Origin of the sequence: Hymenobacter sp. APR13, assembly GCF_000737515.1 — a bacterium.
In the GTDB taxonomy this organism is placed as follows: Bacteria; Bacteroidota; Bacteroidia; order Cytophagales; family Hymenobacteraceae; genus Hymenobacter.
The window spans coordinates 721,202-745,821 of the sequence record NZ_CP006587.1; the positions used below are offsets into that span (position 1 = coordinate 721,202).

Consider the following 24,620-nt stretch of genomic DNA (forward strand, 5'->3'; position numbering starts at 1 on the left):
GTTGCTGTTCCCTGGCCCCCCACTTTTCTCCTTTTGCCGCCGCGCATGAAGTTTTCGCGACTCCTCCCTCTCGTTCTGTTGCTGGCCGTAGTGGCCGTGCTCCTCACCGTTTTGGCCTCCTACGGCGTGGGCGGCATCAGTCCTGGCGTGGCGCAGGCCACCCGGTGGGTGTTTCTGGCCGCCTTTGTGGCGTATGGCGTGCAGCGCCGCTCCCTCACCTTCTGGATTGTGGTGAGCATGTTCGTCGGGGCCGAAATCGGCAACGACTACCCTACCGTCGCCGTCAACCTCAAGGTGCTCAGCGACGCCTTCCTGCGACTGGTGAAAACCATTATTGCGCCGCTGGTATTCGGCACGCTGGTGGTGGGCATTGCCGGGCACGCCAACCTCAAGCAGGTAGGCAAGATGGGGCTCAAGGCGCTGGTGTACTTTGAAATCGTAACCACCTTCGCCCTGTTTATCGGGCTGGCAGCCATCAACCTCACCAAGGCCGGTGTAGGCATCAGCCAGGCCGGCGTTGCCGCCGACACCGAGAAGCTGCAGGCCGTGGAGCAATCTACGTCCGATATTATCCTGCACATCTTCCCCGAAAACATTGCTAAATCCATTGCCGAAGGCCAGGTGCTGCAGGTGGTGGTGTTTGCTATCATCTTCGCCATCGGGCTGGCCATGGTGCACCAGAAGCACCGCCGCCCCATGCTGGAGTGGGCCGAAAGCCTGTCGGAGGTGATGTTTAAGTTCACCAACGTGGTGATGTTCTTCGCGCCGCTGGGTGTGGGCGGGGCCTTGGCCTACACGGTGGGCAAAATGGGGTTCGGGCCACTGCTCAATGCCTTCCAGTTGCTCCTGACGCTGTATGCCGCCCTAGCCGTATTCCTACTGGTGGTGCTGCTGCCCATTGCTTTCCTGGCCCGCATTCCGGTGAAGCGCTTCGTGCAAGCCATTGCCGAGCCCGTGAGCATTGCCTTTGCCACTACCTCGTCGGAAGCAGCCTTGCCCCGGGCCATGGAAGCCATGGAAAGCATCGGGGTGCCGCGCCGCATTGTGGCCTTCGTGATGCCGACCGGCTACTCGTTCAACCTCGATGGCACGACCCTCTACCTGTCGCTGGCGGCGGTGTTTGTGGCGCAGGCTGCCGGCATTGAGTTGTCGTTTGGGCAGCAGCTGATTATGGTGTTCACCCTGATGCTGACCTCCAAAGGCGTGGCTGGGGTGCCGCGCGCTTCGCTCGTGATTCTGCTGGCTACGGTAGCTTCCTTCAACCTGCCGGCTTGGCCCGTATTTATCATTCTGGGCATTGATGCCCTGATGGACATGGCCCGTACCGCCGTCAATGTTATCGGCAACTGCCTGGCCACGGCCGTAGTGGCCCGCTGGGAAGGCGAGTTCATCGATAACTACGTGGCCCCGGAGCCCGTACAGGAGCTGGCCGAGCCCGACAGCAGCATTGCGCAGGCTCACTGATCTAAAGCGAAAGCCCACTTATTTCGCTGCTTTAGAAAGCCCCGGTCCGGTTTCGGACCGGGGCTTTGTGTTTCTATTTAAAAGAACATTTTAACGATGATATATTTTCACTTTTAAGTTATATTAGTAATGCCATTTTATCTGAACCCAAACGCCTACATTCGGGGTTCTGGCCTACGAAACCTGAAACGTCCAATTATATGATTGCACTTCTTCGCCTTCCATTATCCTTGCTGCTGGCCGCATCTGTCTTGGCTGGATGCAAATCCGTCGACCGGGTAATGTTCCAGACGCCCAGCCACCGCCTCAGCAGCCAGCTGCCGCCACTTGAAATCACCGTGGACAATGGGCCGATGGCCTTTACGGAGGGTGCCCTGCCCGAAGACCCGTTGCGGGTGTTTCGCCAGGAGGTAGGCCAAAACCTGATGGAAGCTGCCGATACCAGCCGCTACGGCTACGTGAAGCTGCTGGTGAAAAAGGCCGAAGTGACGCGCACCGGCCGGTTTTTTCAGGGCGTGCAGATGCTGACCATGATGGTCCCCAGCTTACTGGGGCTGCCAGTGGAGTACTACCGCACCAATGTACAGGCCGAAGTGCAGATCTTGAACGCGCAGAATGAGGTCATCGGGTCGTTTACCGGCGCGGGCCGCTCGAAGGTGCGCGTGGCCATGTACCACGGCTATTCCCAGGCCAACGCCCCGCGCCTGGCCGACATCCAGGGCCTGCGCCTGGCTCTCGACCAGATCCGACCCCAGCTGGAGGCCAGCGCCGATACGCTGCGGCAACAACTACTGGCTGCCGGCCCGCTCCAGGAAGATGCCGTTGACATCGGTACTTCCAGCGGGCAGTAGTTTGGTTGGTTGAGAATTGAAGAGCCGATTATCGTTTTATTAAGGCCGAGAACCGCTTCAGTGCATAACTGGAGCGGTTTTTTCGTTGAGGAAGTTAAACCTACAGGTGAGACGCGCATCTATAGCTGCATCTTCTCATTGATCTTCGCGCTTCGTCTTATGCACACAATTTCCTTCAAGTTACTGGCCGTTACCCTATTGCTGCTGCTGGCAGCCGGCACCGAAGCCCGCCCGCGCCGGCAGGGCCCCGGCAACCCCGCCCGCACCGAAATAAAGGCCTACCTCCAGCAAAACGTGCTGCCCGCGGTGCGGCAGCAGCGCCAGCAGATGGAAACCCGGCTCAGCCCCGCCGACCGCACGCAGCTGGCCAGCTACCGCACCCAGCTCCAGACGCTCCGCCAGCAGGCTCACTCGCTTCGCCAAGCGGCCAGGCCCACTGCCGGAGCCACTCGCCCCGACCTAACGCCTGAGCAGCAGCAACGCCAGCAGCTCCGCGCCGCTACCAAGGACGTGCTGCTGAACGTGGCGCAGTTGGCCCGGAAGTATGAGGCTGATATCAGCCAGCTAACCCAGCCCCTGCAGCCCCAACAAGAGAAATGGGCCGCCGACCTTGCTGCTATCCGCGCACGGCACACGCCTGCTGCCGGGGCAGCGTCACCTGCCGCCGGCCGGCACCACGTTGCTGCCAGCCACCTGTTGCGCCCGGTTCGTTTCCTGCTGCTCGACCCGGCTGGCCTAACTCAACCGCAATCAACTGCTGCCGCCAGCCTCTACCCCAACCCAGCCGTGGCTGCCAGCCAGCTGACCTATGAGGTGCAAAAGCCTGGCCCCGTTACTATTGAGCTGCTGGACGGCCGCGGCAACACGCTACGCACCGTGGCTCAGGAAAGCCGCCAGGAAAAAGGCCCGCACACGCTCTCCATCAACCTGAGTGACTTGCCGGCCGGCACCTACTTCTACAAGATCAGCACGCGCACCGGCGCCGAAACCCGGCGCTTCGTGAAAGAATAATGTAGCCTGTCGTTCGTTGAAAGCCAGCCCCAATGGGGCTGGCTTTTTTATGGAGGATGCTTTGCGCCGGGCCAAACCGCTGGCTGGCGCAAGTTGCTGCTTATCTTTACGCCCTATGCTGCGCAATCCGTTTACCTGGCTCCTGTTCTTTATTGCTGCTACGGCGCTGGCCGCCTGCTGCGGCTCTGTAGCCTGCGACTGCCAGGATTCGCTCGACGATGCTGTGTCGTTCAGCTTCAATCAGACGCCCGGCACGGCACGGCCTTTCACCTTGGAGGAGCTGGATTCGGTGTTTTTTGTGCGCGCGTTGCGCCGCGACACTGCCCGCCGGCCAATAATTGATACCGTGCTGCTGGTACGAATTGCCGAGCAGCGCGGCAGCAACGTGGTCCTCAACAACGCCCAACCGTTTGGACAGCGCGGCACCCGCAAGCTCGACCAGTATCGCTACCAGCTCTACCTGGGCAAGCGCCGCGCCCCCACGGTCCGCTTCGCCATCGACAGCGTGCAGCTCAGCAGCCGCCTACAGAGCGACGGCTGCTGCACCTGCAACAACAACACCCTTAAACGCGTGTTTCTCAACGGAAACCCGCAGCCTATCGACGCCACCGACCCCAGCGGCCAAGATAAGGCTGTGCCGGTGGTACTGACCCGCTAGCCGACCAGGCAGGGGCGCTCAACATACGTCCACGGGCCCGGCCATTACGTATAGCGTACTCCTGAAGGCTGGCTGCTATGAATTGGCTACCTTCGGAGTTGTTGCTGTTGCTATGCTACCCGAACCCACCGTTGCCCGTCCGGCCTCTGCCGCTTTTCCTTTCCAGACCTCGCTTAGCCTCGAGCCCATTATTGCCTACTGGCGGGCCCGCGAAGACCATGACAACCCCGGCGTAGCGCTGCTGGCCCGCTCCATCGGCGAGAAGGTGGCGGCCGAGCCCTGGTGCCGCGGCCCCATCACCGACATGAGCGTGCTGGAGTGCCACTGCGACCTGGTAGACACGCTGATGCTGGCTATGTTCCCGCCGGCTTCCTTCCGCCACGACATCAGCGGGGCCATTGTGCCGTTTCAGCGTTACAGCTTCTACCACACGCCACGCTTTGCCGAGGTGTTGCTCACGAGCGCCAAAACCGTGAAGCAGCCGCTCAACATCGACACGGCCACGCTGGAAGTGCATACCGCCCGCATGGCTTACCAGTTGATTCTGGATAAGGTGTACGGCGTACAGATGCCCGACAACGGCACCATCATCTTCACCGTGCCCGATTACAGCATTGGCCTGTACCGGCACTTCAGCGTGGTGTTCGACTCCACTTTCCTGGATGTGCGCGTGGTGGGCACGCGGCCGGAGCTGACCTCGGAGCAGGTGGAGTTGCTCACGCGCAACCCTAATCGCCCCGATATCTGGCAGGAGCTACTGCCGCCGATGCACTTTGTCCTGGAAGGCTTCAACATCCTGCATCTAGCCGATGTGACCGAGCAGGAAATCCTGTCGGAGCTGAAGTACGATCTGCTGGAGCGCGACGTGCTGCAGGCCTCCGACCGGCTGGAGCAGATCCAGGAAAAGCTGCGGGTACTGTTTAAGCGGCCTTTTCTGCAGCTAGGCATTGCGGCCTACAACGAGAAGAAGCGCGCCTTCGTGGACTTTGGCCGCAAAATCAACCACAGCTTCCTCACCAAGCAGCTCCACAGCCAGGATGCTGGCTCGGGCTTCCGCCAGATTTACTCGGAGCTCTGGCAAAACCGCCAGCCGCTGGTGCTGGAAGATGTGGAAACGGCCGCCATTCCCGAAGACCTGCGCCAGCAGATCCTGAGCATCGGCATCCGCTCGGCCATCCTGGCGCTGCTCCGCTACGGCGACGACACGGTGGGCTTGCTGGAACTGGGCTCGCCCAACGTCGGCGACCTAGACGAGTTTGATATCGAGACGGTAGCGCAGTTTGCCCCCCTGTTTGCGGTGGCTGTCAAGCGCAACGCCGAGGAAATCCAGACTCGGGTGCAGGCAATCATCAAGGAGAAGTTTACGGCCATCCATCCGAGCATGGAATGGCGCTTTACCAACGCGGCCGAAAACCTGCTCCAGAAGCAGGAAGACGGCAACCGCGGCGCCGAAATGGAGGACATTGTGTTCCATGATGTGTACCCGCTGCACGGCTCCTGCGACATCCGCGGCTCCAGCACGGCCCGCAACGAAGCCATCCAGGGCGACCTGGTGGAGCACCTCACGCTGGCCAACAAGGTGTTGAAGAAGGCCTCGGAGTTTCAGGCGCTGCCCATCCTCGACGAACTCAAGTTTTACGTCAACAAAAACCTGCGGCGCCTGCGACAGGGCCTGATTTCGGGCGACGAGGTGAGCATCTTCGAGTCGCTCCGGACGGAGGTGGAGCCGCTGTTTGAGTACCTGGGTCAGAATACACCCGAACTGCAGGCGGTTATCAGCCAATACTGGTCGAATATCGACCCGGAGCTGGGTATCCTGTACAAGCGCCGCAAGGCCTTCGAGCAGAGCACTACCCTGCTCAACGATGCCGTGAGCGACTACCTCGACGAGGAAGAGGAAAAAGCCCAGCAGATGTTCCCGCACTACTTCCAGCGCTTCAAAACCGACGGCGTGGAGTACAACATCTATGTGGGTGCCTCGCTGGTAGAGCACAAGCCCTTCGATCTGGTGTTCCTGAAGAACCTGCGTTTGTGGCAGTTGCTCACCATGATTGAGATTACGCGGCGCACGGTGGCCCTCAAGCCGCACCTCCCCGTGCCGCTCGACACCACGCAGCTCATCCTCATCCATAGCCAGCCGCTGGGCATCCGCTTCCGGCAGGATGAGCGCCAGTTCGACGTAGACGGCGCCTATAACATCCGCTACGAAATCATTAAGAAACGCATCGACAAGGCCACGGTACAGGGCACCGGCGAGCGGCTCACGCAGCCCGGCCGCATTGCGCTGGTGTACTCGCAGCAGCGCGAGGCCGACGAGTACCTCGAATACCTGGACTACCTCCAGGATCGGGGCCTGCTCGAAGATGAAATCGAGGAGCTTGAGCTGGAAGAGTTGCAGGGCGTGAAAGGCCTACTGGCTTTGCGCGTGAAAGTGAAACTGACTTAATCCAGCATAACGACATACAGCAAAGCCGCGCAACCACTCCCAGACAGGAGGTTGCGCGGCTTTGCTATGCAACAGCTAGGCTAAGGTTGGAGCGTGTCTGGCAGCGGCACCATCACCTTGTCCAGCACCACCTGGTAGGCATCAGGCGTAACGCTCACGTCGCCGAGATAAGGATGATCGAGGGCGGCAATCAGGAAAATCATGATGCCGACCATCAAGGCCAGCAGGCTGGTGAGCAGGGCGTGAAATTTCAGGTTTTCCACCACGAAGCAGTAGGAAAAGGCAATGGTGATAACAGCGCCCAGCAGCACCGCCGCCCACAGCACGCCCGGCACGCCTGAACTGATGCTCTCAATGCGCTGCCGCCGCAGTTCCACCAGCCGGTTGAAAGTTTCGATGGCCTCGCCGTGCAGCACCTGCTGGCTCATGGTGCGCACCTGGGTCCGCAGTAGTTGGGTCTGAAACCGGGTAAGCACTGTACGCTCGGTGTCGTTGGCCATGCCCCGGCGCTGGGCCGGCCACGATTTCTGCACGATAAATTCGGTGTAGCTGCGCAGCTGGGCCTGCAGGGGCTGGGCAGTGCTGTCGGGGTAGCCGCTCAGGTCGCGGTACAGCACAGCCAACGAGGCGGCTTCCTGCGAGGCAATGGCAGAGGCATCGGAGTAGTTCTGCCAGGTAGCTACCGTCAGCAGGCCCAGCGTGAGGCCGTAGAGCACCGTGACGCCCGAAAAAAACCAGCCTACGGTGCCGTTGTCGATGAGGGCCGCGGCGGCGCTGCCATGCAGGCGACGGTGGGCAAAGTACAGCCCGATCAGCGCCACCAGCACGGTGGTTCCCGTGATACAGAGCGCCAGCAGCCAAGTAGGCATTTCGTACATCCAGAGCATATACTGCAGGGAAGGATCAACAGAATAGAAAGAAGCTTCCCAGGAAGGAGCAGAAGCCATAAGGGCTGAAAAACAGGATGAAACCAGGGTACGGACGCTCGGGAAGCCGTATCATACCGCAAATGCCAGCATTTGGTTTTCAGCGGACAGCAGCAATAGTGTACTGCGTCGGTTTGCGCATCCAGTTTATGGAAGCAGTTGCTGCTTTTCGCGCCAGTAGAGGCGCAAGGCCGTGCGAAGCAATATCAGCCAGAGCAGGCCAGCAGCAAACCCGGCCAGCACATCGGTGGCGTAGTGCACCTGCAGGTAGATGCGGGTAAGGCCGATGAGCACGGCCCAGCCCAAAAGCAGCCCGGCCCAGGCTGGGTGGCGGCCGTGCCGCCAAAGCAGCCACGCCAGGCAGCCGTAAAGGGCCATGCCAATCATGGCGTGGCCGCTCGGGAAGCTCAGGCCCAGCTGGGGCAACAGCGCTGTAGCCGGGCGGGCCCGGTGGAAATGTATTTTGAGCAACTGGTTGAACAACGCCGCCCCCGCCACGGCCAGAAACACTTCCAGCGCCTCGCGCTTATGTCCCCACCACCGCATGGCGGCCGGTACCAACACCGCCACAGCCACCAGAAAGGGCAGGGACGCGAAGAACGTAATAAATAAGGCTACGCTGGTAATCGGCGGCCAAGCCCCGCGCAAAGCGTTGGCCTGCCCAATGGCCCAATAATCGAAGGTGAGCGAGTGGGAGCCGAACACCACCCGCGTGAGATAGAAAAACAGCGCCAAAGACGCCAGAAACAGGCTTCCCACCACCAACACTTCCAGCGTCAGGAAACTAAATAACGCAAGCAAACGGGCCGTCAGATTCTTCATGCAGTGGAGAGTGGCACGAATAAAAACGAAAAAGCCGGTCCATTTCTGGACCGGCTTTCGTGCGCTCGGGGAGACTCGAACTCCCACACCTTGCGGAACTGCCGCCTGAAGACAGCGCGTCTACCAATTTCGCCACAAGCGCATCTTGTGTGTCAGCGGCCGTTTGCCCTAACCGGGGTGGCTTTTGATGCTGCAAAGATAGGGGCATCTTTTGTCACCAGGCAAGCTTTGCTCAAAAAAAGTCGATAAATTTTTCTGTAGAAATTCGCTTTTCAGGCTATTCAGGCTGTTTTTCAGTGAATTGCGGTTGATGTTGAAACCGTTTTTTTACCCGATTTTCAATCTGCTTCAGCACCGGAATAGCCACTACCAGCCAGACCAGCCCGGCCGTGAAGCCGGCTATTACATCGGTGGCATAGTGCACCCGTAGATACACGCGGGTCAGGCCAATCAGCAGAATGATGCTGACCAGCAGGGCGGTAAGCAGCCAGCGCAGCCCCTGGGGCCGCACGTGCGTCTGCACCAGATATACCAGCAACCCATAAAACGAGGCCGAAATCATGGCGTGCCCACTCGGAAAGCTCAGCCCCGAAGCCGACACCAGCGGCAGCAAGGGCCGCGGACGGTTGTAGAACTGCTTCAGTACCAAGTTGAGGGTGATGCTGCCCAGAGCTACTACGGGCACCAACAGTGAGTACCAACGGTGCCGGCGCAGCAGTAGCAGCCAGTTGATGAGCAGCAGGCCGGCTATGGTAATGAAATTGCGGGAGGCCAGAAATGTCACGGCTTCCACCCACTGCTGCCGGGGCCCAAGTAGGCGCTGCACCCACCGAAACGCTGCGGCATCAAACGTGGCCGCATCCTGGTCGAATACCTCCCGCCCCAGCGCCAGAAACCCTACTACCCCCAGAATGCCCAGCAGCAACGTCACGGCAAACTCGGTCAGAAACAGCATACTGCCAGCCAGCAGCCGGCGCAAATGATTGGTCATACGCAATAAACTATAGTGCGGGCAGCGGTCCGGCCCGTACAACGGCAGTACCTTGCTCTGGCCTGTATACGTACGACACAAACCGCGGCCTATGCCACCTACTCTGCCAGATTCCGGCTTCGACCGGGTTGCAGCCTTCTACGACCCGCTGGCGCAACTGGTATATGGGCGCGCGCTGCTGGCGGCGCAGCAGGCGGCGCTGGTAGCCGGCCTGCCCGCCGGAGCGCCGCGGGTGCTTGTCATCGGAGGCGGCACGGGCTGGGTGCTGACCGAGGTGCTGCGCCAGCGACCTTGGGCGCAGGTGCTCTACCTAGAAGCCTCCCCCCGCATGCTAGACCGCGCGCGGCGGCAGGTGCCCACCGGCGCCGCCGCGCAGGTGGAGTTTCGGCTGGGCACCGAGGCGACGCTGGACCCGGCCGAGCGGTTTGAGGTAATCGTCACGTTTTTTCTGCTGGACTTGTTTGAGGCCGGGCGGCTGCGGCGGCTGGTGGCCCGCCTGCACCAGGCGCGCCAGCCCAACGCTCCCTGGCTGCTGGCCGACTTTGCAGCTCCCCGCACCTGGTGGCAACGGGGGCTGCTGGCGGCTATGTATGGCTTTTTTCGCGCCACCACCGGCATCAGTGCCCGGAGCCTGCCGCCCATTCATCAGACCATGGCCAGCCTGGGGTTGCGGCCAGTGCAGGAACAGCGCTTTTTTGGCGGGATGGTGGAAGCAGTGGTGTGGCAGTGAAAAGTTAGCCTGACCAGCCAATCTGCTATAGTTCGGTGGTTGTGCGGCCTTACCTTTGTCAGCCGTATTTTTTATTCTTCCTGTGTTCATATCCTCCCGATTGTCCCTGTTAGGCTTAGTTCTGCTAAGCGTGGCGCTACCCGCCAAGGCCCAGAAAAACTGGGAAGCCGGCTACCTGCTCCTCATTACCAATCCGACCGACACCCTGCGGGGCTGGGTGCGCTACCGGCAGCAGGCCGTGCAGTTTCAGCCCACTGCCGGGCCGGCCCGCACCATTCCGCTCACCGAAATCCGGCGCTGGCACACCAGCCGCGGCGAAGATCTGGTGCTGACGCCCAAGGCCCTGCAGCCCTACACCCCGGCCCCTATCCTGAGTGAAGTGGTGCAGGGCCGCACGGCGCTCTATTATGATGCCTTGGGCACCCAGCAGTACATTCTGGCGCCTGACGCCGGAGAGGCCCGCCCTTTGCTGCGCAACAGCTACCAAAAGCAGCTGCAGCAACTCCTGCCCGCCTGCTCCGGCCCCGATTCGCTTCTGCGGCCAGGGCGCCGGGTGGCGTACAAAGGCCGCGACCTGGCGCCGCTGGTGCTGCGCTACAACCGTTGCCGCTGGCCCCAGGAGCCTGCGCGTGCGGCCACGCTGCAAACCAATGCCCGGCTGGAAGGGGGCCTGCGGGTAGGGCCCCGCTCCTACCGCCTGCGCTACCGCTACGATGGGGAGCTGCAGGACACCGACTTCGGGCGCCAGGTGGGGCTGGCCGGCGCGGTGTTTGCGCGCCTCAGCTTCAATCAGCGGTTTTTCCTGCAGTCAGAGCTGGAATACGAGGGCCTGACCAGCTCCGGCCGCCTTTCGGTGCCCACCAACACGCCCAGCTTTGCCCGCCTCGTGGATACCAGCCTGAAGCGCCGGCAGACACTGGCTACGCTGCTGGTGCGCTACCACATGGGGCTGCCCGTAGCCGGCCGGTGGCGTCCGTTGCTGCTGGGCGGTATCTCGGCAGGCTATGCGCTGTCGTCGGAGTTCAGCGTGATTACCACCCTGTCGTTCCCCGACAGCCGCCCGGCCGTTGTACTGCCCGAAGACGCCACAGCGGCCCGATGGTCGAGGGGCTACGTGGCGGGGGCGGGCGTGGAAATCCCGGTGGGTGCCTACCGGCCTACGCTGGAGCTGCGCTACCATCCGATGCTGTTCCAGACTACGGGCGGCACCCTAGAGCGTCAGATGCAGGTACAGGCTACAGAGCTGCAGCTGAGCTGGGCCTGGTAAGTTTCGGGGCAGCGTGCTGACGGCTGGGCAAGGTTGCGTAGGTTCGCGGTGTCTTACCTGTCTCCTCTACCCATGCAAAAATTTGCCGCTCTGCTTTTCCTGGCGTCGTCGCTAACCCTGGCCCGGCCGGCGGCGGCGCAGGCGCCCGTTGCCTATCAGGTTGCCTTTCCGAACGCTGTTCACCACGAGGCCCGCATTACGGCCACGTTCCGGGAGCTGACCGCCGGGCCGCTGCAGGTACGCATGGCCCGCTCGTCGCCGGGCCGCTACGCGCTGCACGAATTCGCCAAGAACGTCTACGACGTGCAGGCCACCGACTCGAAAGGAAAAGCGCTGACCGTGACGCACCCCGACCCCTACGGCTGGGACGTGCCCGGCCACGACGGCACGGTGGTGTTCACCTACACCCTGTTCGGCGACCGAACCGACGGCACCTACGCCGGCATTGATGTCCGCCACGCCCACCTCAACATGCCCGCCACCCTGGCCTACGCCCCGGCGCTGGCCGAGCGGCCGGCGCAGGTACAGTTTGCGCTACCGGCCCGCTGGACGGTAGCCAGCCAGCTGCAGCCCGACGCGGCCGGCACCACCTGGCAGGCGCCCAACCTGCAGTACCTCATGGATTCGCCCACTTCTTTGGGCGAGCAGCAGGTGCGCACCTGGCAGGAAGGCGGCCGCACCATCGAGCTGAAGGTGCTGCACGATGGCACCGAGGCCGAGTTGGACGCCTACACCGCCAACACCAAAAAAGTGGTGAAGGAAGCCGCCGCCATCTTCGGCGGCCTGCCGGAGTACGATTTCGGCCGCTACACCTTCGTGGCCAACTACCTGCCCCAGACCAGCGGCGACGGTATGGAGCACCGCAACTCCACCTCCCTGACCAGCCGCCGCCCGCTGCGCGGCCCCGAGGCCATCGACAACCTGGGCACCGTGGCGCACGAGTTTTTCCATAGCTGGAACGTGGAGCGCCTGCGCCCCCAGGATCTGGAGCCGTTTGATTTTCAGCGGGCCAACATGAGCAGCAACCTGTGGTTTGCCGAGGGCTTCACCCAGTACTACGGCGAGCTGCTGCTGCGCCGCGCCGGCGTGTACACCGACGAGGAATACTGTAAGGAGGCCCTGACTGGCATCGTAGAGGCCATGCTGAATGCGCCGGGCCCTAAGCGCTACTCGCCGGTGCACATGAGCCAGCAGGCGCCGTTCGTGGATGCCGCCGCCGCCATCGACCCCAACAACCGCTCGAACACTTACCTGAGCTACTACTACATCGGGGCGGCCAATGCGCTGGCCCTGGACCTGGAGCTGCGCCAGCGCTACCGCACCGACCTCGACACCTACATGCGCACGCTCTGGCAGCAGCACGGCGCCCAGCAGAACTACGCCCCGGCCAAACCCTACACCCTGCGCGACCTGCAGCGCGTGCTGGGCGAAGTCACGCGCGACACGGCGTTTGCGGGCCAGTTCTTCCGCCAGCACATCACCGGCCACGAGCTGCCGAAGTACGACGAGTTGCTGGCCCCGGCCGGCCTGCTGGTGCGCCGCGCCCACCCCGGCCAGGCCACCCTGGGCGCCCGCCTGCAGTTCAACCCCGCCGACAGCAGCGCCATGCTGGGCACCACCCTGCTCGGCAGCCCGCTCTACCTGGCCGGCCTCGACCGCGAAGACGTGCTGCTGAAGCTCGATGGCCAGAAGCTGACCGGCAACGCGCAGGTGCAGAAGCTGCTGGCCACCCACAAGCCCGGCGACGTGCTGCAGGTGGAAGTGCGCGCCCGCGACGGCCAGCGCACCGTGCCGGTCACGCTCCAGGAAAGCACCGACCTGGAAGTGGTGCTCAACGACAAAGCCACCCGCAAGCAGCTGACCTTCCGCAAAGCCTGGCTGAGCGGCAAGGCGAAGTAGCCGACCATTTCAGCGAATTAGGACTATGCAAAAGCCCCTGCCGACACAATCGGTAGGGGCTTTTGTATGATGGACAGCGCCTATTAGCGGCGGCGGCCAAACAGGCGCAGCAGGAACAGGAACAGGTTCACGAAGTCGAGGTAGAGGGTGAGGGCGCCTAGTACGGCGGCTTTGCGGTCGGTGGCGTCGTCTTCGTAGCCGAGGAAGGCCAGCATCTTCACTTTCTGGGTGTCGTAGGCGGTGAGGGCCGTGAAGAGCAGCACGCCCACGAAGCTGGAAATCCAGTACAGTGCCGGGCTATTCAGGAAAATGTTCACCACCGAGGCCAGCACCAGCCCAATCAGGCCCATGAACAGCAGGTTGCCCCAGCGCGAGAGGTCGGTGCGGGTGAAGTAGCCGTAGAGGCTCATCAGGCCAAAGGTGCCGGCCGTGATGAAGAACGTGGAACTGATGGACTCCAGGGTATACACCATGAAGATGATGCCCAGCGTGAGGCCGTTGAGCGCCGAATAGCCCATAAACGCGGCCGTAGTCGTGCCCGCCGACCAGTCAAAGGCCTTGCGCGAGAGGAAACCGACCAGCGCAATTTCGGCGATAATCAGGCCCAGAAACACAAACCGGTTGCCGAACACCAACTCCTGCAGCGTGGCCGAGCCGGCTACCAGCATGGCCACAGCCCCGCTGACGGCCAGCGCGCCGGCCATCCAGCCGTACACCTGCGTCATGAAGCGCGACATCACCTGGGAGGCTTCCTCAGGCGAGAGGGTGAGCTGCGGTTGCGGCTCCTGATAGTTTTCAGAAGTAAAATCTTCCATCAGAATAGAGTGAGAGTTGGTAATAAAGTTGCGGCAAATTAGAGGTTTGCTGCTGGCTAACCTAACCCCGGACCGGCGCAGACGGCCATAGCGCAAAGCCTCTACCTTTGCGCCATGCCCGCCCCCAAGGACCGCCGCCTGCCCCACATCTACCTCATTATCCTAATCGACGTAATTGTGGGGGCGGCCATCGGGCCGGTGATGCCGGAGTTTGTGCGGGGCCTGCCGCAGCCGCAGCTGTGGCTGTCGGTGGGCACGGGGCTGTTTCTGGGGGTGCAGCTGTTTTCGGCGCCGGTGCTGGGCCGGATTTCCGATGGCTATGGGCGGCGGCCCATCTTCATATTTTCGGCGGTGGGTACGCTGCTGGCCAATGGGCTGCTGCTGCCGGTGCGGGCGGGCCTGTTTTTCGTGAACCGCGTTTCCGACGGCCTCACCAACGGCATGTATTCCACCGTCCGCTCGGCTCTCACCGATATTTCGCCGCCCGAAAAGCTGTTCAAGAACCTGGGCATCGAGGGCGCCATCATCTCGCTGGGGTTTGTGCTGGGCCCGATGGCGTCGGGGGTGCTGCTGACGCTGCTGCAGGTGGCGCCGGGCCAGGAAGCCGCCTACGTGGTGCGGCTGGCCGTGGTGCTGGCCGCCCTGAACGTGGTGCTGAGCGTGCTGCTGCGCGAAACCCACACCCGCCGCAACGGCGTGCGCGGCGCCGAGCTGCGCACCGAGCTGGCGCTGGCCCTCAACCCGCTCACGCTCTGGGCCCGACTGCGCGAGAAAGAGGCCACCACGCCCGGCATCCGGCGCATTGTGCTCACGCAGGTGGCTCTCACGCTCAGCACGGGCTATTATTTCTACTTCGTGCCCTTCATCAGCCAGGGCCCGATGCACCTGGATGCGCGCGGCATCTCCTACTTCTTCATGTTCTTCGGGGCCCTGAGCGTCGTGCTCAACTACGTGTTCTACACCTACCTCGCCGACCGCATCAACCAGCGCAAGGCCATTGTGTGGCTGGCGGCGCTGGGCGTGCCGGTGCTGGCCGCCTACGGGCTGGTGGGCACGTCGGTGGTGGCGCTCTACGCGCTGGTCGTCATCGACTGCTTCACGCTCTCCCTGATTCAGGGCTTGCTGGAAGGCCTGCTGGCCCAGCGCACCACCGATGCGGACCGGGGCGAGATTTTCGGGCTGAACCAGGCGTTTCAGGGGCTGGCCAGCTTTGCTACCACGCTGGTGTTCGGGGCCTTGTCGGTGCTGGACTTGCGGCTGCCGTGGGCCTGGTTTGCGCTGTGTTTGGCGGCCGTGGCGGTGCTGGCGGGCTGGAACCGCGCCGCGCCACCCGCCACCGCTACTCCCGCAGATACCAGCGCAGCGTAGTCCAGATAACGAGGCTGACGGCACCCAGCACCAGAATGCGGCGGCCGTGGGTTTGGTCGGCGGCGGCAAAGGCCGGCACCTGCCGGCCGTCGGGCAGCAGCTTTTTGTGCGACGACAGATGCCAGCCGATAAACAGCCCAATCACCCCGCCCAGCAGCGCCAGCGCGTAGCCGGCCATTATCCAGGCGCGCTGGCTTTCCTCGGGCCGGGCCAGGGCCGCCAGCCGGTTCTGGCGCAGTAGCAGCACGGTATCCTCCGATACGTCGCGGCCGCGCTGCTGCAGAATCCGGCGCGCCAGCGTCACGTCGAAGTTGCTCCATTCGTCGGGCTTGGCCAGGATGTCGAACAGCTCGTCGTCGGTGAAGCCAAACAGGTAGTGGTCGTCCTCCACTTCGGTGGTGCGCTGCTCGTTGATGGCCGCCTCCAGGCCGCGGGCCGTCAGGAAGTCCTGCTGCCGCAGCTTCACCGTGAACTGGGCGCGGGTGGCGTTGTAGGCAAAAGCGGGGTCGAAGCTGTGCTGGTCGGAGCTGGTTTCGAAGGGAATTTCCTGCTGTTTGAGCAGCAGGAGCAGCGGCTGGGCGGCTTCGGCCGTCAGGAAAGTCTGGTACTGGATAAATTCGGAAGGCATAGCGCAACGGGAATAATTCGGCGCTAGATACCAACTTTTTGGCGGGCTGGTGGTACCTTTTCAGAAGCGGCGCCGGCCCCGTGCCACTTTTCTGGGCCGGCGTGCGTCTATCGGTTGTTCGTTGTCTTGATTCCTTGCGCTATGGCTGTACTCCGTCTATCCACTTTCGCTGCCGGCTTGCTGCTGGCCGGCGGGGCCTTCGCCCAAAGCCCCACGCCGGGCACCACGGTTGGGCTGGGTACGCCGCTGCTTGGCCTGCGCAACCCGCGCCAGAACGTGCAGCTGAGCGCCGGCATGATGACGGCCGGCCGGCTGGGCACGGCGGCCTGGGTGAGCCCCATTGCCAGCTACCGCCTCACGCCGCGCCTGAGCGTGTTCGGCGGCCTCACCTACCTGCGCCTTACGCCCGGGGCGGCCTACTACCCCAGCGCCGCCGCCGACAACCAGCTGCGCCCCTGGACCGGCTACAACCAGTTTCTGATGCAAGGCGGCGCGCAGTATCTGGTGTCGCCGCGGCTGGCCCTCACCGGCAAAGCCTGGAAAGAAATTCCGGGCGCGCAGCCGCGCATCAACCCCTACGCCGGCTTTGGCAGCATGGGCTCGGGCATGAGCCTGCGGGCCGATTATCTGATTACCGAAAACCTGTCTATTTCGGGTGGGCTGCGCATGAGCAACGGCCAGAGCACCAACTTCCCGGGCTACGTGCCGGGGCTGTCGGGCGGGTTCTGGTAAGATTTTCTGGCCGCAGCTGCAACGCAAGAGCCCCGGAACCTTCCGGGGCTTTGTTGTTTCTTTGGCATCCTATCGGCTTCACTTCGCTCTATGGCCTCCGCCCCGCGCTACGTCAGCAACCCGCAGCTGCCCATCGTCAAACCCAACTACCCCGGCAACAAGATGATTGGCCGGCAATACTGCAACGGCGAGGAGCTGTACGAGCCCACGTTCGGTACCGTGCTGAAGTGGCAGCTGAGCGAGAATCCGCAGAAAAAGGAGAAGAAAGACGACCTCTGGACGCCGGACGTGGTGAACTGCACCGAATTCCTGCGCGGCCAAGACGACGGCTTGGTGTGGCTGGGGCACGCCAGCTTCGTGCTGCGGGTGAGCGGCCGCACGCTGCTTTTCGATCCGCTGCTGTTCTCGTCGCTGGGGCTGCGCCGCCGCCACGCTCTGCCCTGCCGCCCCGAAGACCTGACCGGCCTCGACTACCTGCTGCTCAGCCACGGCCACCGCGACCATCTCGACGAGAAATCCATGCAGCTGCTGGCCCGCCAGAATCCGCAGGCGCAGGTGCTGACTTCGTTGAGCATGACGCCGCTGCTGCGCCGTCTGGCCCCGGGCCTGCCGGTGCAGGAGGCCGGCTGGTGGCAGCAGTATGAGCTGGGCCCCGAAGCGCCGTTCGAGCTGTTCTACCTGCCCGCCTCGCACTGGCACCGCCGCGGCCTCACCGACCTGAACCAGGTGCTGTGGGGCAGCTTCCTGCTGCGCCTGCCCGACGGCCGCACCATCTACTTCGCCGGCGACACGTCCATGGCCGACCACTTCGAGGACATCGAGAAGCAATTTGGACCGCTGGATGTCGTGCTGATGCCCATCGGGGCCTACAAGCCGGCCTACATGATGCAGATGAGCCACGTGAACCCGCACGAAGCGGCCAAGGCGGCCAACCTGCTGAGGGCCGGCCACGTGGTGCCCATGCACTACGGCACTTTCGACCTCAGCGACGAGCCGGCCTCCGAGCCGCTGCGCGAGCTGCAGCAGGTGGCTCAGGGCGGCATGCTCCGCGGTGAGCTGCACGTGCCGGCCGTGGGCGAGGTGCTGCGCTGGCAGGACTGGGAGTAAGTTTATCAGGAATGTCATGCCGAGGCGCAGCCGAAGCCTCTCGCCCAAGTGGTAAAATCAGTTACTTCATAGGCGAGATGCTTCGGCTGCGCCTCTGCATGACGTTCTTTGTTAGCTTTGCCCTATGTCTCCTACTCTGATCCTGAGCCTGATTGCGGGCTACTTTGTCGTTCTCATTATTATTTCGATTCTCACGTCGCGCAAGGCCACGAGTGAGTCGTTCTTTATTGCCAACCGCAACGCGCCCTGGTACATGGTGGCGTTTGCCATGATTGGCACCTCGCTGTCGGGCGTCACGTTCATTTCCATTCCGGGCATGGTGGCCACGCAGAGCTGGAGTTACATGGCCGTGGTGCTGGGCTACATTGTGGGCTACCTCGTGATTGGCACCGTGCTCATGCCCATGTACTACCGGCTGCGGCTGGTGAGCATCTACACCTATCTGGAGCAGCGGTTTGGGTTCTGGAGCTACAAAACCGGCGCGTTCTTCTTCCTGATTTCGCGGGCCGTGGGGGCGGCGTTCCGGCTGTTTCTGGTGGCGGGCGTGCTGCAGCTGGCCGTGTTCGACGGGCTGGGCGTGCCGTTTGCCGTCACGGTCACGGTCAGCATCTTCCTGATTTACCTCTACACCTTCCGCGGCGGCCTCAAAACCATCCTCTGGACCGATACTTTCCAGACCATGGCCATGCTGGTGTGCGTGGCCGTGAGCATCTACCTGATGGCCGACGAGCTGAACCTGGGCTTTGCCGGGCTGGTGAAAACGGTGAAGGAAAGCAGCATGTCGCAGATCTACTTCTCCGACCCCAAAGACGACAAGTTTTTCTGGAAGCAGTTTGCCTCGGGCGCCTTCATCACCATCGTCATGACCGGCCTCGACCAGGACCTGATGCAGAAAAACCTGAGCTGCCGCAACCTCCAGGACGCCCAGAAAAACATGTTCTGGTTCACGATTGCCATTGTGGTGGTGAACGTGTTCTTCCTGTCGTTGGGCGTGCTGCTGTACCAGTACGCGGCCGCCAAGGGCATTGCGTTGCCTACCAACCCTGCCACCGGCAAAATCATCGGCGACAACGTGTTTCCGCTGCTGGCCACGGGCCACTTCACGCTGTTTGCGGGCATTGTGTTCATCCTGGGCATTATTGCCGTGACCTACGCCTCCGCCGACTCGGCCCTGACGGCCCTCACCACCTCCTTCTGCGTGGACATGCTCGACATCAAGCAGTACGAAGAGAAAAAGCAGACCCGCGTGCGGCAGCTCACCCACTTCGGCTTCTCTCTGGTGCTCATCGTCATCATCCTGATTTTCCGCGCCATCAACGACCAGAGCGTGATTACGGCCGTGTTTAAGGCCGCCGGCTACACCTACGGGCCGCTGCTGGGCCTCTACTCGTTCGGGCTGTTTATGAGCCGTGGCCTGCACGACCGGCTGGTGCCGGCCGTGTGCGTGGCCGCGCCGCTGCTCACGTGGTTTATCAACGCCAACTCCAAGGCGTGGTGGGGCTACGAGTTTGGGTTCGAGATTCTGATTCTGAACGGTCTGCTTACGTTCCTGGGGCTGCTGGCCATTTCGCGCCCCCGCGCCGCCGCCGAATTGAACCCTGCTTTATAAGGAGTGTTTACGGGGAAGTAGCCGTACCTTTGCGCCACGTACCGCGAAATTCTGTTTCGCGACGAGCAAAGCGAGTAGTTGCCATTTGCGCGGGCTGCGCAGTATCGGACACTCGCTCCGCTCGTCGCGAAACGGATTTTCGCGGTGCCCTTCCTCCTATGAAACATCTCTTCCTCTTTCTGCTGACGGTAGCGGCCACCCACGCCGCGCAGGCCCAGCAGCCGGCCGCGCCCAAAGCGCCCAAGGCCCCTATTGAGCTGAAAGCCGGCCGCATGCAGGCCCAGGCCCGCCCGGCCGCCAACCGCCCCGACGTGGCGCCCCAGTATCCGGGTGGTGCGCAGGCCATGGGCGCTTTTTTTCAGCAGAACATCCAGTATCCGGAGGCGGCGCGCGTCAAAGGTATTACCGGCAACGTGGAAGTCACGGCTACCGTCGGGGCCGATGGGCGCCTGACCAACCCGGTAGTAGCCAAATCCCTGGCCGCCGACTGCGACGCGGAGGCGCTGCGGGTGCTGGCCCTCATGCCGGCCTGGAAGCCAGCCACCCGCAAGGGCGAGCCGGTACCGGTGCAGGTGCGGCTGCCGGTCCCGTTCGGCAACTCCCAGATTCTGAAGGTAGAGCAAGGAAAACCCAAATTTGACTAACGAGTTGAAATAGAAGAAGTCAGGAGTGAGACTTGGCGGTTGTCATCTTGTTGACGCCCGACAAGTCTCACTTCTTACGTCTCCCGTCTCACTTCTATATACAGAATGGCCCGAAGCGGAATGAATACCAGCGGCGCGACTCTTGACCCGGACGTGCCCAAGAAGAAATTATCGAAGGAAAGCTTCCGGCAGGGGTTGCGGATTTTCCGCTTCACGCTGCCCTACCGCACCAAGTTTGTTTTGGGCACGGTCCTACTGACGCTGTCCAGCGCCAGCACCATGGCCTTTCCGTGGCTGATTGGCAAGCTGGCCGATGCCGCCAGCGGCAACCCGGTGGTACTGCCCAACGGCATGTCCGTTTCCATCAACCAGATTGCGCTGGGCTTTGGCGTGCTGATTTTACTGCAGGGCCTGTTTTCATTCGGGCGCATCTGGTTTTTCACGCAGGTAAGCGAGTTTACCGTCCGCGACATCCGGCAGGCACTCTACCGTAAGTTCGTGACGCTGCCCATTCCGTACTTCGAGAAAAACCGGGTGGGCGCTATCACCTCACGCATTACCTCCGACGTCGGTATCATTCAGGATTCCTTTTCTCTGACGCTGGCCGAGTTGTTCCGGCAGGTGACGACCCTGCTGGCGGGCATCGTGTTTATCATGGTGGTATCGGTGAAGCTGTCGTTGTTTATGCTGCTGACGTTTCCACCGATTGTGGTGCTGGCCATGGTCTTCGGCAAGAAAATCCGGGGGCTGGCCAAAACCACCCAGGACGAGTTGGCCAAAACTAACGTCATTGTAGAGGAAACCCTGCAGGGCATCAACACGGTGAAGGCCTTCACCAACGAGCAGTTTGAAACCCAGCGCTACACCGCCTCGCTCTCCAACACCGTGCGGGCCGCCCTGAAAAGTAACCTCTACCGCGGCGGCTTCGTGTCGTTCGTCATCATTGGCCTGTTCGGCGGCATCGTGCTGGTGCTATGGCGCGCCGCCACGCTGGTGCAGGCCGGCCAGATGACCATCGGCGACCTGACGCAGTTTGCCTTGTATACCATGTTCATCGGGGCTTCGGTGGCGGGTCTGGGCGAGCTGTACGGCAAGGTGCAAAGCACGCTGGGCGCCTCAGAGCGGATTCTGGAAATCTTGGACGAGCCCACCGAGCCCACCCACCAGCCGGGCGCGCAGCCGGTGCAGCTACAGGGCAACATTGCCTACGAGCACGTGGCCTTCCAGTACCCCACCCGCCCCGACCTGACGGTGCTGCAGGACATTACGTTCTCCATCCGGGCCGGCGAGAAGATTGCGCTGGTGGGCCCCTCGGGCGCCGGCAAAAGCACCATTGTGCAGCTGCTGATGCAGTTCTACGAGCTCAGTGGCGGCCAGATTACCATCGACGGCCGCCCCATCCAGTCGTATGACCTCACGGAGCTGCGCCGCCACATCGGCATTGTACCGCAGGAAACCATCCTGTTTGGGGGCTCCATCCGCGAGAACATTGCCTACGGCAAAACCAACGCCACCGACGAGGAAATCATGCAGGCGGCCCGCAAAGCCAACGCCTGGCAGTTCATCAGCTCCTTCCCCGAGGGGCTCGACACGCTGGTGGGCGAGCGGGGCATCAAGCTTTCGGGCGGGCAGCGTCAGCGCATCGCCATTGCCCGCGCCATCCTGAAAAACCCGGCCATCCTGCTGCTCGACGAAGCCACCTCGGCCCTCGACTCGGAAAGCGAAAAGCTGGTGCAGCAGGCCATGGACGAGCTGATGCAGCACCGCACCAGCATCATCATTGCCCACCGCCTGAGCACCATCCGCAAAGTCGACAAGATTCTGGTCATCGACGGCGGCCGCATTGTGGAGCAGGGCACGCACGAGGAGCTGGCCCACAACGACAACGGCCTCTACGCCAACCTGCTCAAGCTGCAGTTTGAGATGAGCTAGGCACGAATTTCCACTGCGCGCCCAGTTGCCGGGCGGGCAGTTCATCAGAGAGGGCGAAGCGGTGCTTCGCCCTTTTTTTGGGTCGATAACAGACTGGCTGACTTTTTTGCAGTGGACGGGTGATTCACCACCAACTTTCCGGGCGGCACTTTTATCTTCGTGCCTTTTCCGGGCTTATGCTATCCGGGCCTTATTCTTTCTTTTTCAACCTATTCTGCATGCGGCTACCTCTACTCTGCTGTTATGTGCTATTCTGGCTGCTTCCGTTTCTTGCGGCGGCCCAAAACCATTCCGCCGTCGTGCGCCCCGACGGCACGCTGTGGGCCTGGGGCAGCAATGAATACGGCCAGCTTGGCGACGGCACCACCATCGACCGGACCACACCCACGCGCATCGGCACGGCCACCAACTGGAAAAGCGTGGCCACCGGCCGGCTGCACACGCTGGCTATCCGGCAGGACGGCTCGCTCTGGGCCTGGGGCCTCAACAACAGCGGCCAGCTCGGCGACAACTCCACGACCAACCGGCTGGTGCCTACCCGCGTGGGGACCGACGCCAACTGGCAGCAGGTCAGCGCAGGCTTTATCCATTCGATGGGCATCCGGCAGGATGGCTCGCTCTGGGCCTGGGGCGGCAACAGATACTACCAGTTCGGCGACGGCACCAACTACTCCCGCACCGCGCCCACCCGCATTGGCTCCGACACCAACTGGCGGAGCGTGGCTGCCGGCAGCAGCCTCACACAGGCCCTGCGCCAGGACGGGACGCTTTGGGGCTGGGGCACCATCCCGACTGCCTTTCCCACTTACATAACGGTCCCCACCCGCTTCGGCACGGCCACCAACTGGCAGCAGCTGGGGGCCAGCTTCAGCACGGCCCTAGCTGTGCGCACCGATGGCTCGTTGTGGCAGCTCAACTACTCTGCCCAAGACCTGACGACGCAGCAGATCGGCACGTCGCTGGCCTGGCAGAGCATCAGCCCCGGCTATAGCTTTGTGCTGGGTGTGCAGCGGGATGGCACGCTCTGGGGCTGGGGCACCAACGACAGCGGGCAGCTCGGCAACGGCACTCAAACCATGCAGCCGCAGCCGGTGCGCGTGAGTGCCGAAACCACTTGGCAGACAGTGACAGCCGGCGACCAGCACGCCGTAGCCGTGCGCCAGGATGGCACCGTGTGGGCCTGGGGCAACAACGCCCACGGGCAGGTGGGCAGCTCGCAGCTGCGCCCCGCCTGCCAGATGACGCCCCGCCTGCTGGCCCAGCCCGGCGCGCCCACTTCCTAGAAAGTCAGCAGTGCAGGCAAGGGCTACACGCTGGCCATCGGCACCGACGGCTCGCTCTGGGCCTGGGGCAGCAATGAATACGGCCAGCTTGGCGACGGTACTACCACCTTCCGGGTCCAGCCCGTCCGTGTCGGCACCGACAATAACTGGCTCAGCATCAGCGCCGGCGAAACCCACAGCGTCGGTATCCGGCAGGATGGCTCGCTCTGGGCCTGGGGCAACAACAGCTACGGCCAGCTCGGCGACAACTCCACGACCAATCGGCTGGCGCCCACCCGCGTGGGGACCGGCACCAACTGGAAAAATGCCAGTGTTGGCATGCGGCATACGCTGGCCGTGCGCACAGATGGCACACTCTGGGGCTGGGGCGGAAACACCCAGTACCAGCTAGGCCTGCCGTCCGGCAACCCCACTCAGATAGTACCCACCCGCATCGGCACGGCCACCACCTGGCAGCAGGTTAGTGCCGGCGCCCTGCACGGCGCCGCCATCCGCACCGATGGTACCCTGTGGGCCTGGGGCACTAACTACGCCAACCAAGTAGGCGACCCGGCCAATGAGCTGTGGCAGGAGCCCATCCGGATTGGCACCGCCACCAACTGGCAGGCCGTGGCGGCGGGCAGCAACAGCACCACAGCTATGCAGCAAAATGGCACGCTCTGGCGCTGGGGCGGTGCCCTGGCCGTGACGAGCACCGGCAGTGAGCGGCCCGTGCAGTTTGGCGAAGGAGGCCAGTGGAGCAGCCTGACCAACGGCGCGGGCAACGCGGCAGTGGTTCGCGCCGATGGCACGCTCTGGACCTGGGGCAACAACGCCAACGGAGAACTGGGTATCGGCAATGCCTACAACGGCCCGGGTGGTCCTGGCTTAGCCCAGAACACGCCCAAGCCCATCGGGCCCGCGGCCGGCTGGCTGAACGTGAGTGCGGGGTTCAACCACATGGCGGCTGTGCGCGCCGATGGCACACTCTGGACCTGGGGCAACAACATCAGCTTCACCACCACCCACGACTACCCGAAGGCGTTGCTTTCTTCCTCGCCGCTACTGCTCGACTTTCAGCTGGCACCAGACCCGGCCGTAGTCAGCCAGCTGCCGCTGGCGCTTTGGCCCAACCCGGCCACCGCCCAGGTGCAGATAGCCACCAACGCTCCCCAGCCGGCCACGCTACGCCTGCTCAACCAATCGGGCCAGGTGGTGCATAGCCAGGCCGTTCAGGGGGGCCGGCAGCAGCTCACGCTGCCTACCGCCACCCTGGTCCGCGGCCTGTATCTGGTGCAGCTGGTGTGGTCTTCCGGTAGAGAGAGTGTGCGCCTGCTGCTGCTGTAAGGCCACTGGCAGAGCTGGCTGGCCGCCACGGCAATTATTTCTGACGAAGGCGCCACTTTTTTGCGGACCCAGGGGTTAGCCGATAACTTCGGCTGGCTGCCCTGCAACGGT

Annotated in this window: 20 protein-coding genes, 1 tRNA gene and 1 pseudogene; 16 read left to right on the forward strand and 6 right to left on the reverse strand. The window is 62.7% G+C overall.

Translation table 11 applies throughout. The features are described from left to right. Positions 1–45: 45 nt before the first annotated feature. From N008_RS03000 to N008_RS03020, 5 genes are all read left to right on the forward strand, one after another. Positions 46–1,464: a dicarboxylate/amino acid:cation symporter gene (locus tag N008_RS03000; protein ID WP_044013643.1), complete on the forward strand. Its 1,419-nt coding sequence runs from the start codon at positions 46–48 to the stop codon at positions 1,462–1,464. Between the two features lie 200 nt (positions 1,465–1,664). Further along, complete coding sequence (locus N008_RS03005; RefSeq protein ID WP_156108981.1) at positions 1,665–2,315, forward strand: hypothetical protein; 651 nt, start codon at positions 1,665–1,667, stop codon at positions 2,313–2,315. Positions 2,316–2,474: 159 nt separating this feature from the next. Next, positions 2,475–3,326, forward strand: coding sequence for a T9SS type A sorting domain-containing protein (locus N008_RS03010; protein ID WP_044013646.1), 852 nt, complete (start codon positions 2,475–2,477; stop codon positions 3,324–3,326). Positions 3,327–3,441: 115 nt separating this feature from the next. Next, positions 3,442–3,984 carry a hypothetical protein gene (locus N008_RS03015; protein ID WP_044013648.1) on the forward strand — a complete coding sequence of 181 codons (543 nt, stop codon included), beginning with the start codon at positions 3,442–3,444 and terminating at the stop codon, positions 3,982–3,984. 112 nt (positions 3,985–4,096) lie between these two features. After that, positions 4,097–6,430 carry a GAF domain-containing protein gene (locus N008_RS03020; RefSeq protein WP_052381130.1) on the forward strand — a complete coding sequence of 778 codons (2,334 nt, stop codon included), beginning with the start codon at positions 4,097–4,099 and terminating at the stop codon, positions 6,428–6,430. A gap of 80 nt (positions 6,431–6,510) precedes the next feature. Here N008_RS03020 and N008_RS03025 read toward each other — a convergent pair whose 3' ends face one another. The 4 genes from N008_RS03025 to N008_RS03040 form a co-directional block, all read right to left on the reverse strand. Next, positions 6,511–7,377 (reverse strand): DUF4239 domain-containing protein, encoded by an 867-nt coding sequence (locus tag N008_RS03025; protein WP_081910580.1) that lies wholly within the window; start codon positions 7,375–7,377, stop codon positions 6,511–6,513. Between the two features lie 126 nt (positions 7,378–7,503). Next, the gene (locus N008_RS03030; RefSeq protein ID WP_197062939.1) at positions 7,504–8,157 is read right to left on the reverse strand and encodes a phosphatase PAP2 family protein; all 654 of its coding nucleotides are present in this window, start codon (positions 8,155–8,157) and stop codon (positions 7,504–7,506) included. 81 nt (positions 8,158–8,238) lie between these two features. Beyond that, positions 8,239–8,320: transfer RNA gene (locus N008_RS03035), tRNA-Leu, on the reverse strand. Between the two features lie 135 nt (positions 8,321–8,455). Then, positions 8,456–9,169, reverse strand: a complete 714-nt coding sequence (locus N008_RS03040) for a phosphatase PAP2 family protein (protein ID WP_052381132.1) — start codon at positions 9,167–9,169, stop codon at positions 8,456–8,458. 91 nt (positions 9,170–9,260) lie between these two features. On the opposite strand from N008_RS03040, the gene N008_RS03045 reads away from it, so the two are divergent. The 3 genes from N008_RS03045 (at position 9,261) to N008_RS03055 (ending at position 13,065) form a co-directional block, all read left to right on the forward strand. Beyond that, entirely contained in the window at positions 9,261–9,899 is a 639-nt protein-coding gene (locus N008_RS03045; RefSeq protein ID WP_044013651.1) for a class I SAM-dependent methyltransferase, read from the forward strand. A 130-nt stretch (positions 9,900–10,029) separates the two neighbouring features. Beyond that, positions 10,030–11,166, forward strand: a complete 1,137-nt coding sequence (locus N008_RS03050; RefSeq protein WP_044013652.1) for an outer membrane beta-barrel protein — start codon at positions 10,030–10,032, stop codon at positions 11,164–11,166. Between the two features lie 72 nt (positions 11,167–11,238). Beyond that, complete coding sequence (locus tag N008_RS03055) at positions 11,239–13,065, forward strand: M61 family metallopeptidase (protein ID WP_044013654.1); 1,827 nt, start codon at positions 11,239–11,241, stop codon at positions 13,063–13,065. Positions 13,066–13,148: 83 nt separating this feature from the next. On the opposite strand, the gene N008_RS03060 is transcribed toward N008_RS03055, so the two are convergent. After that, positions 13,149–13,880, reverse strand: a complete 732-nt coding sequence (locus tag N008_RS03060) for a Bax inhibitor-1 family protein (RefSeq protein WP_044013656.1) — start codon at positions 13,878–13,880, stop codon at positions 13,149–13,151. 114 nt (positions 13,881–13,994) lie between these two features. Between N008_RS03060 and N008_RS03065 the strand changes: the two genes are divergently transcribed. Then, positions 13,995–15,248, forward strand: a complete 1,254-nt coding sequence (locus N008_RS03065; RefSeq protein WP_052381133.1) for an MFS transporter — start codon at positions 13,995–13,997, stop codon at positions 15,246–15,248. On the opposite strand, the gene N008_RS03070 is transcribed toward N008_RS03065, so the two are convergent. Further along, positions 15,220–15,876 carry a hypothetical protein gene (locus N008_RS03070; protein WP_052381134.1) on the reverse strand — a complete coding sequence of 219 codons (657 nt, stop codon included), beginning with the start codon at positions 15,874–15,876 and terminating at the stop codon, positions 15,220–15,222. The genes N008_RS03065 and N008_RS03070 overlap by 29 nt on opposite strands. 141 nt (positions 15,877–16,017) lie before the next feature. On the opposite strand from N008_RS03070, the gene N008_RS03075 reads away from it, so the two are divergent. The 7 genes and pseudogenes from N008_RS03075 to N008_RS24230 all read left to right on the forward strand — a co-directional run. Further along, on the forward strand, positions 16,018–16,608 hold the full coding sequence (locus tag N008_RS03075) for a hypothetical protein (protein WP_156108983.1): 591 nt from the start codon (positions 16,018–16,020) through the stop codon (positions 16,606–16,608). Between the two features lie 90 nt (positions 16,609–16,698). Further along, positions 16,699–17,715 carry an MBL fold metallo-hydrolase gene (locus N008_RS03080; RefSeq protein ID WP_044013658.1) on the forward strand — a complete coding sequence of 339 codons (1,017 nt, stop codon included), beginning with the start codon at positions 16,699–16,701 and terminating at the stop codon, positions 17,713–17,715. A gap of 124 nt (positions 17,716–17,839) precedes the next feature. Beyond that, the gene (locus N008_RS03085; protein WP_044013661.1) at positions 17,840–19,324 is read left to right on the forward strand and encodes a sodium:solute symporter; all 1,485 of its coding nucleotides are present in this window, start codon (positions 17,840–17,842) and stop codon (positions 19,322–19,324) included. Positions 19,325–19,482: 158 nt separating this feature from the next. Continuing rightward, on the forward strand, positions 19,483–19,968 hold the full coding sequence (locus N008_RS21255) for an energy transducer TonB (RefSeq protein ID WP_052381136.1): 486 nt from the start codon (positions 19,483–19,485) through the stop codon (positions 19,966–19,968). 105 nt (positions 19,969–20,073) lie between these two features. Continuing rightward, entirely contained in the window at positions 20,074–21,900 is a 1,827-nt protein-coding gene (locus tag N008_RS03095) for an ABC transporter ATP-binding protein (protein ID WP_044013663.1), read from the forward strand. Positions 21,901–22,145: 245 nt separating this feature from the next. Continuing rightward, the gene (locus N008_RS03100) at positions 22,146–23,183 is read left to right on the forward strand and encodes an RCC1 domain-containing protein (protein WP_052381137.1); all 1,038 of its coding nucleotides are present in this window, start codon (positions 22,146–22,148) and stop codon (positions 23,181–23,183) included. Between the two features lie 21 nt (positions 23,184–23,204). Next, positions 23,205–24,509 (forward strand): annotated as a pseudogene (locus N008_RS24230) (T9SS type A sorting domain-containing protein); the annotation flags it as partial. Positions 24,510–24,620 lie beyond the last annotated feature (111 nt).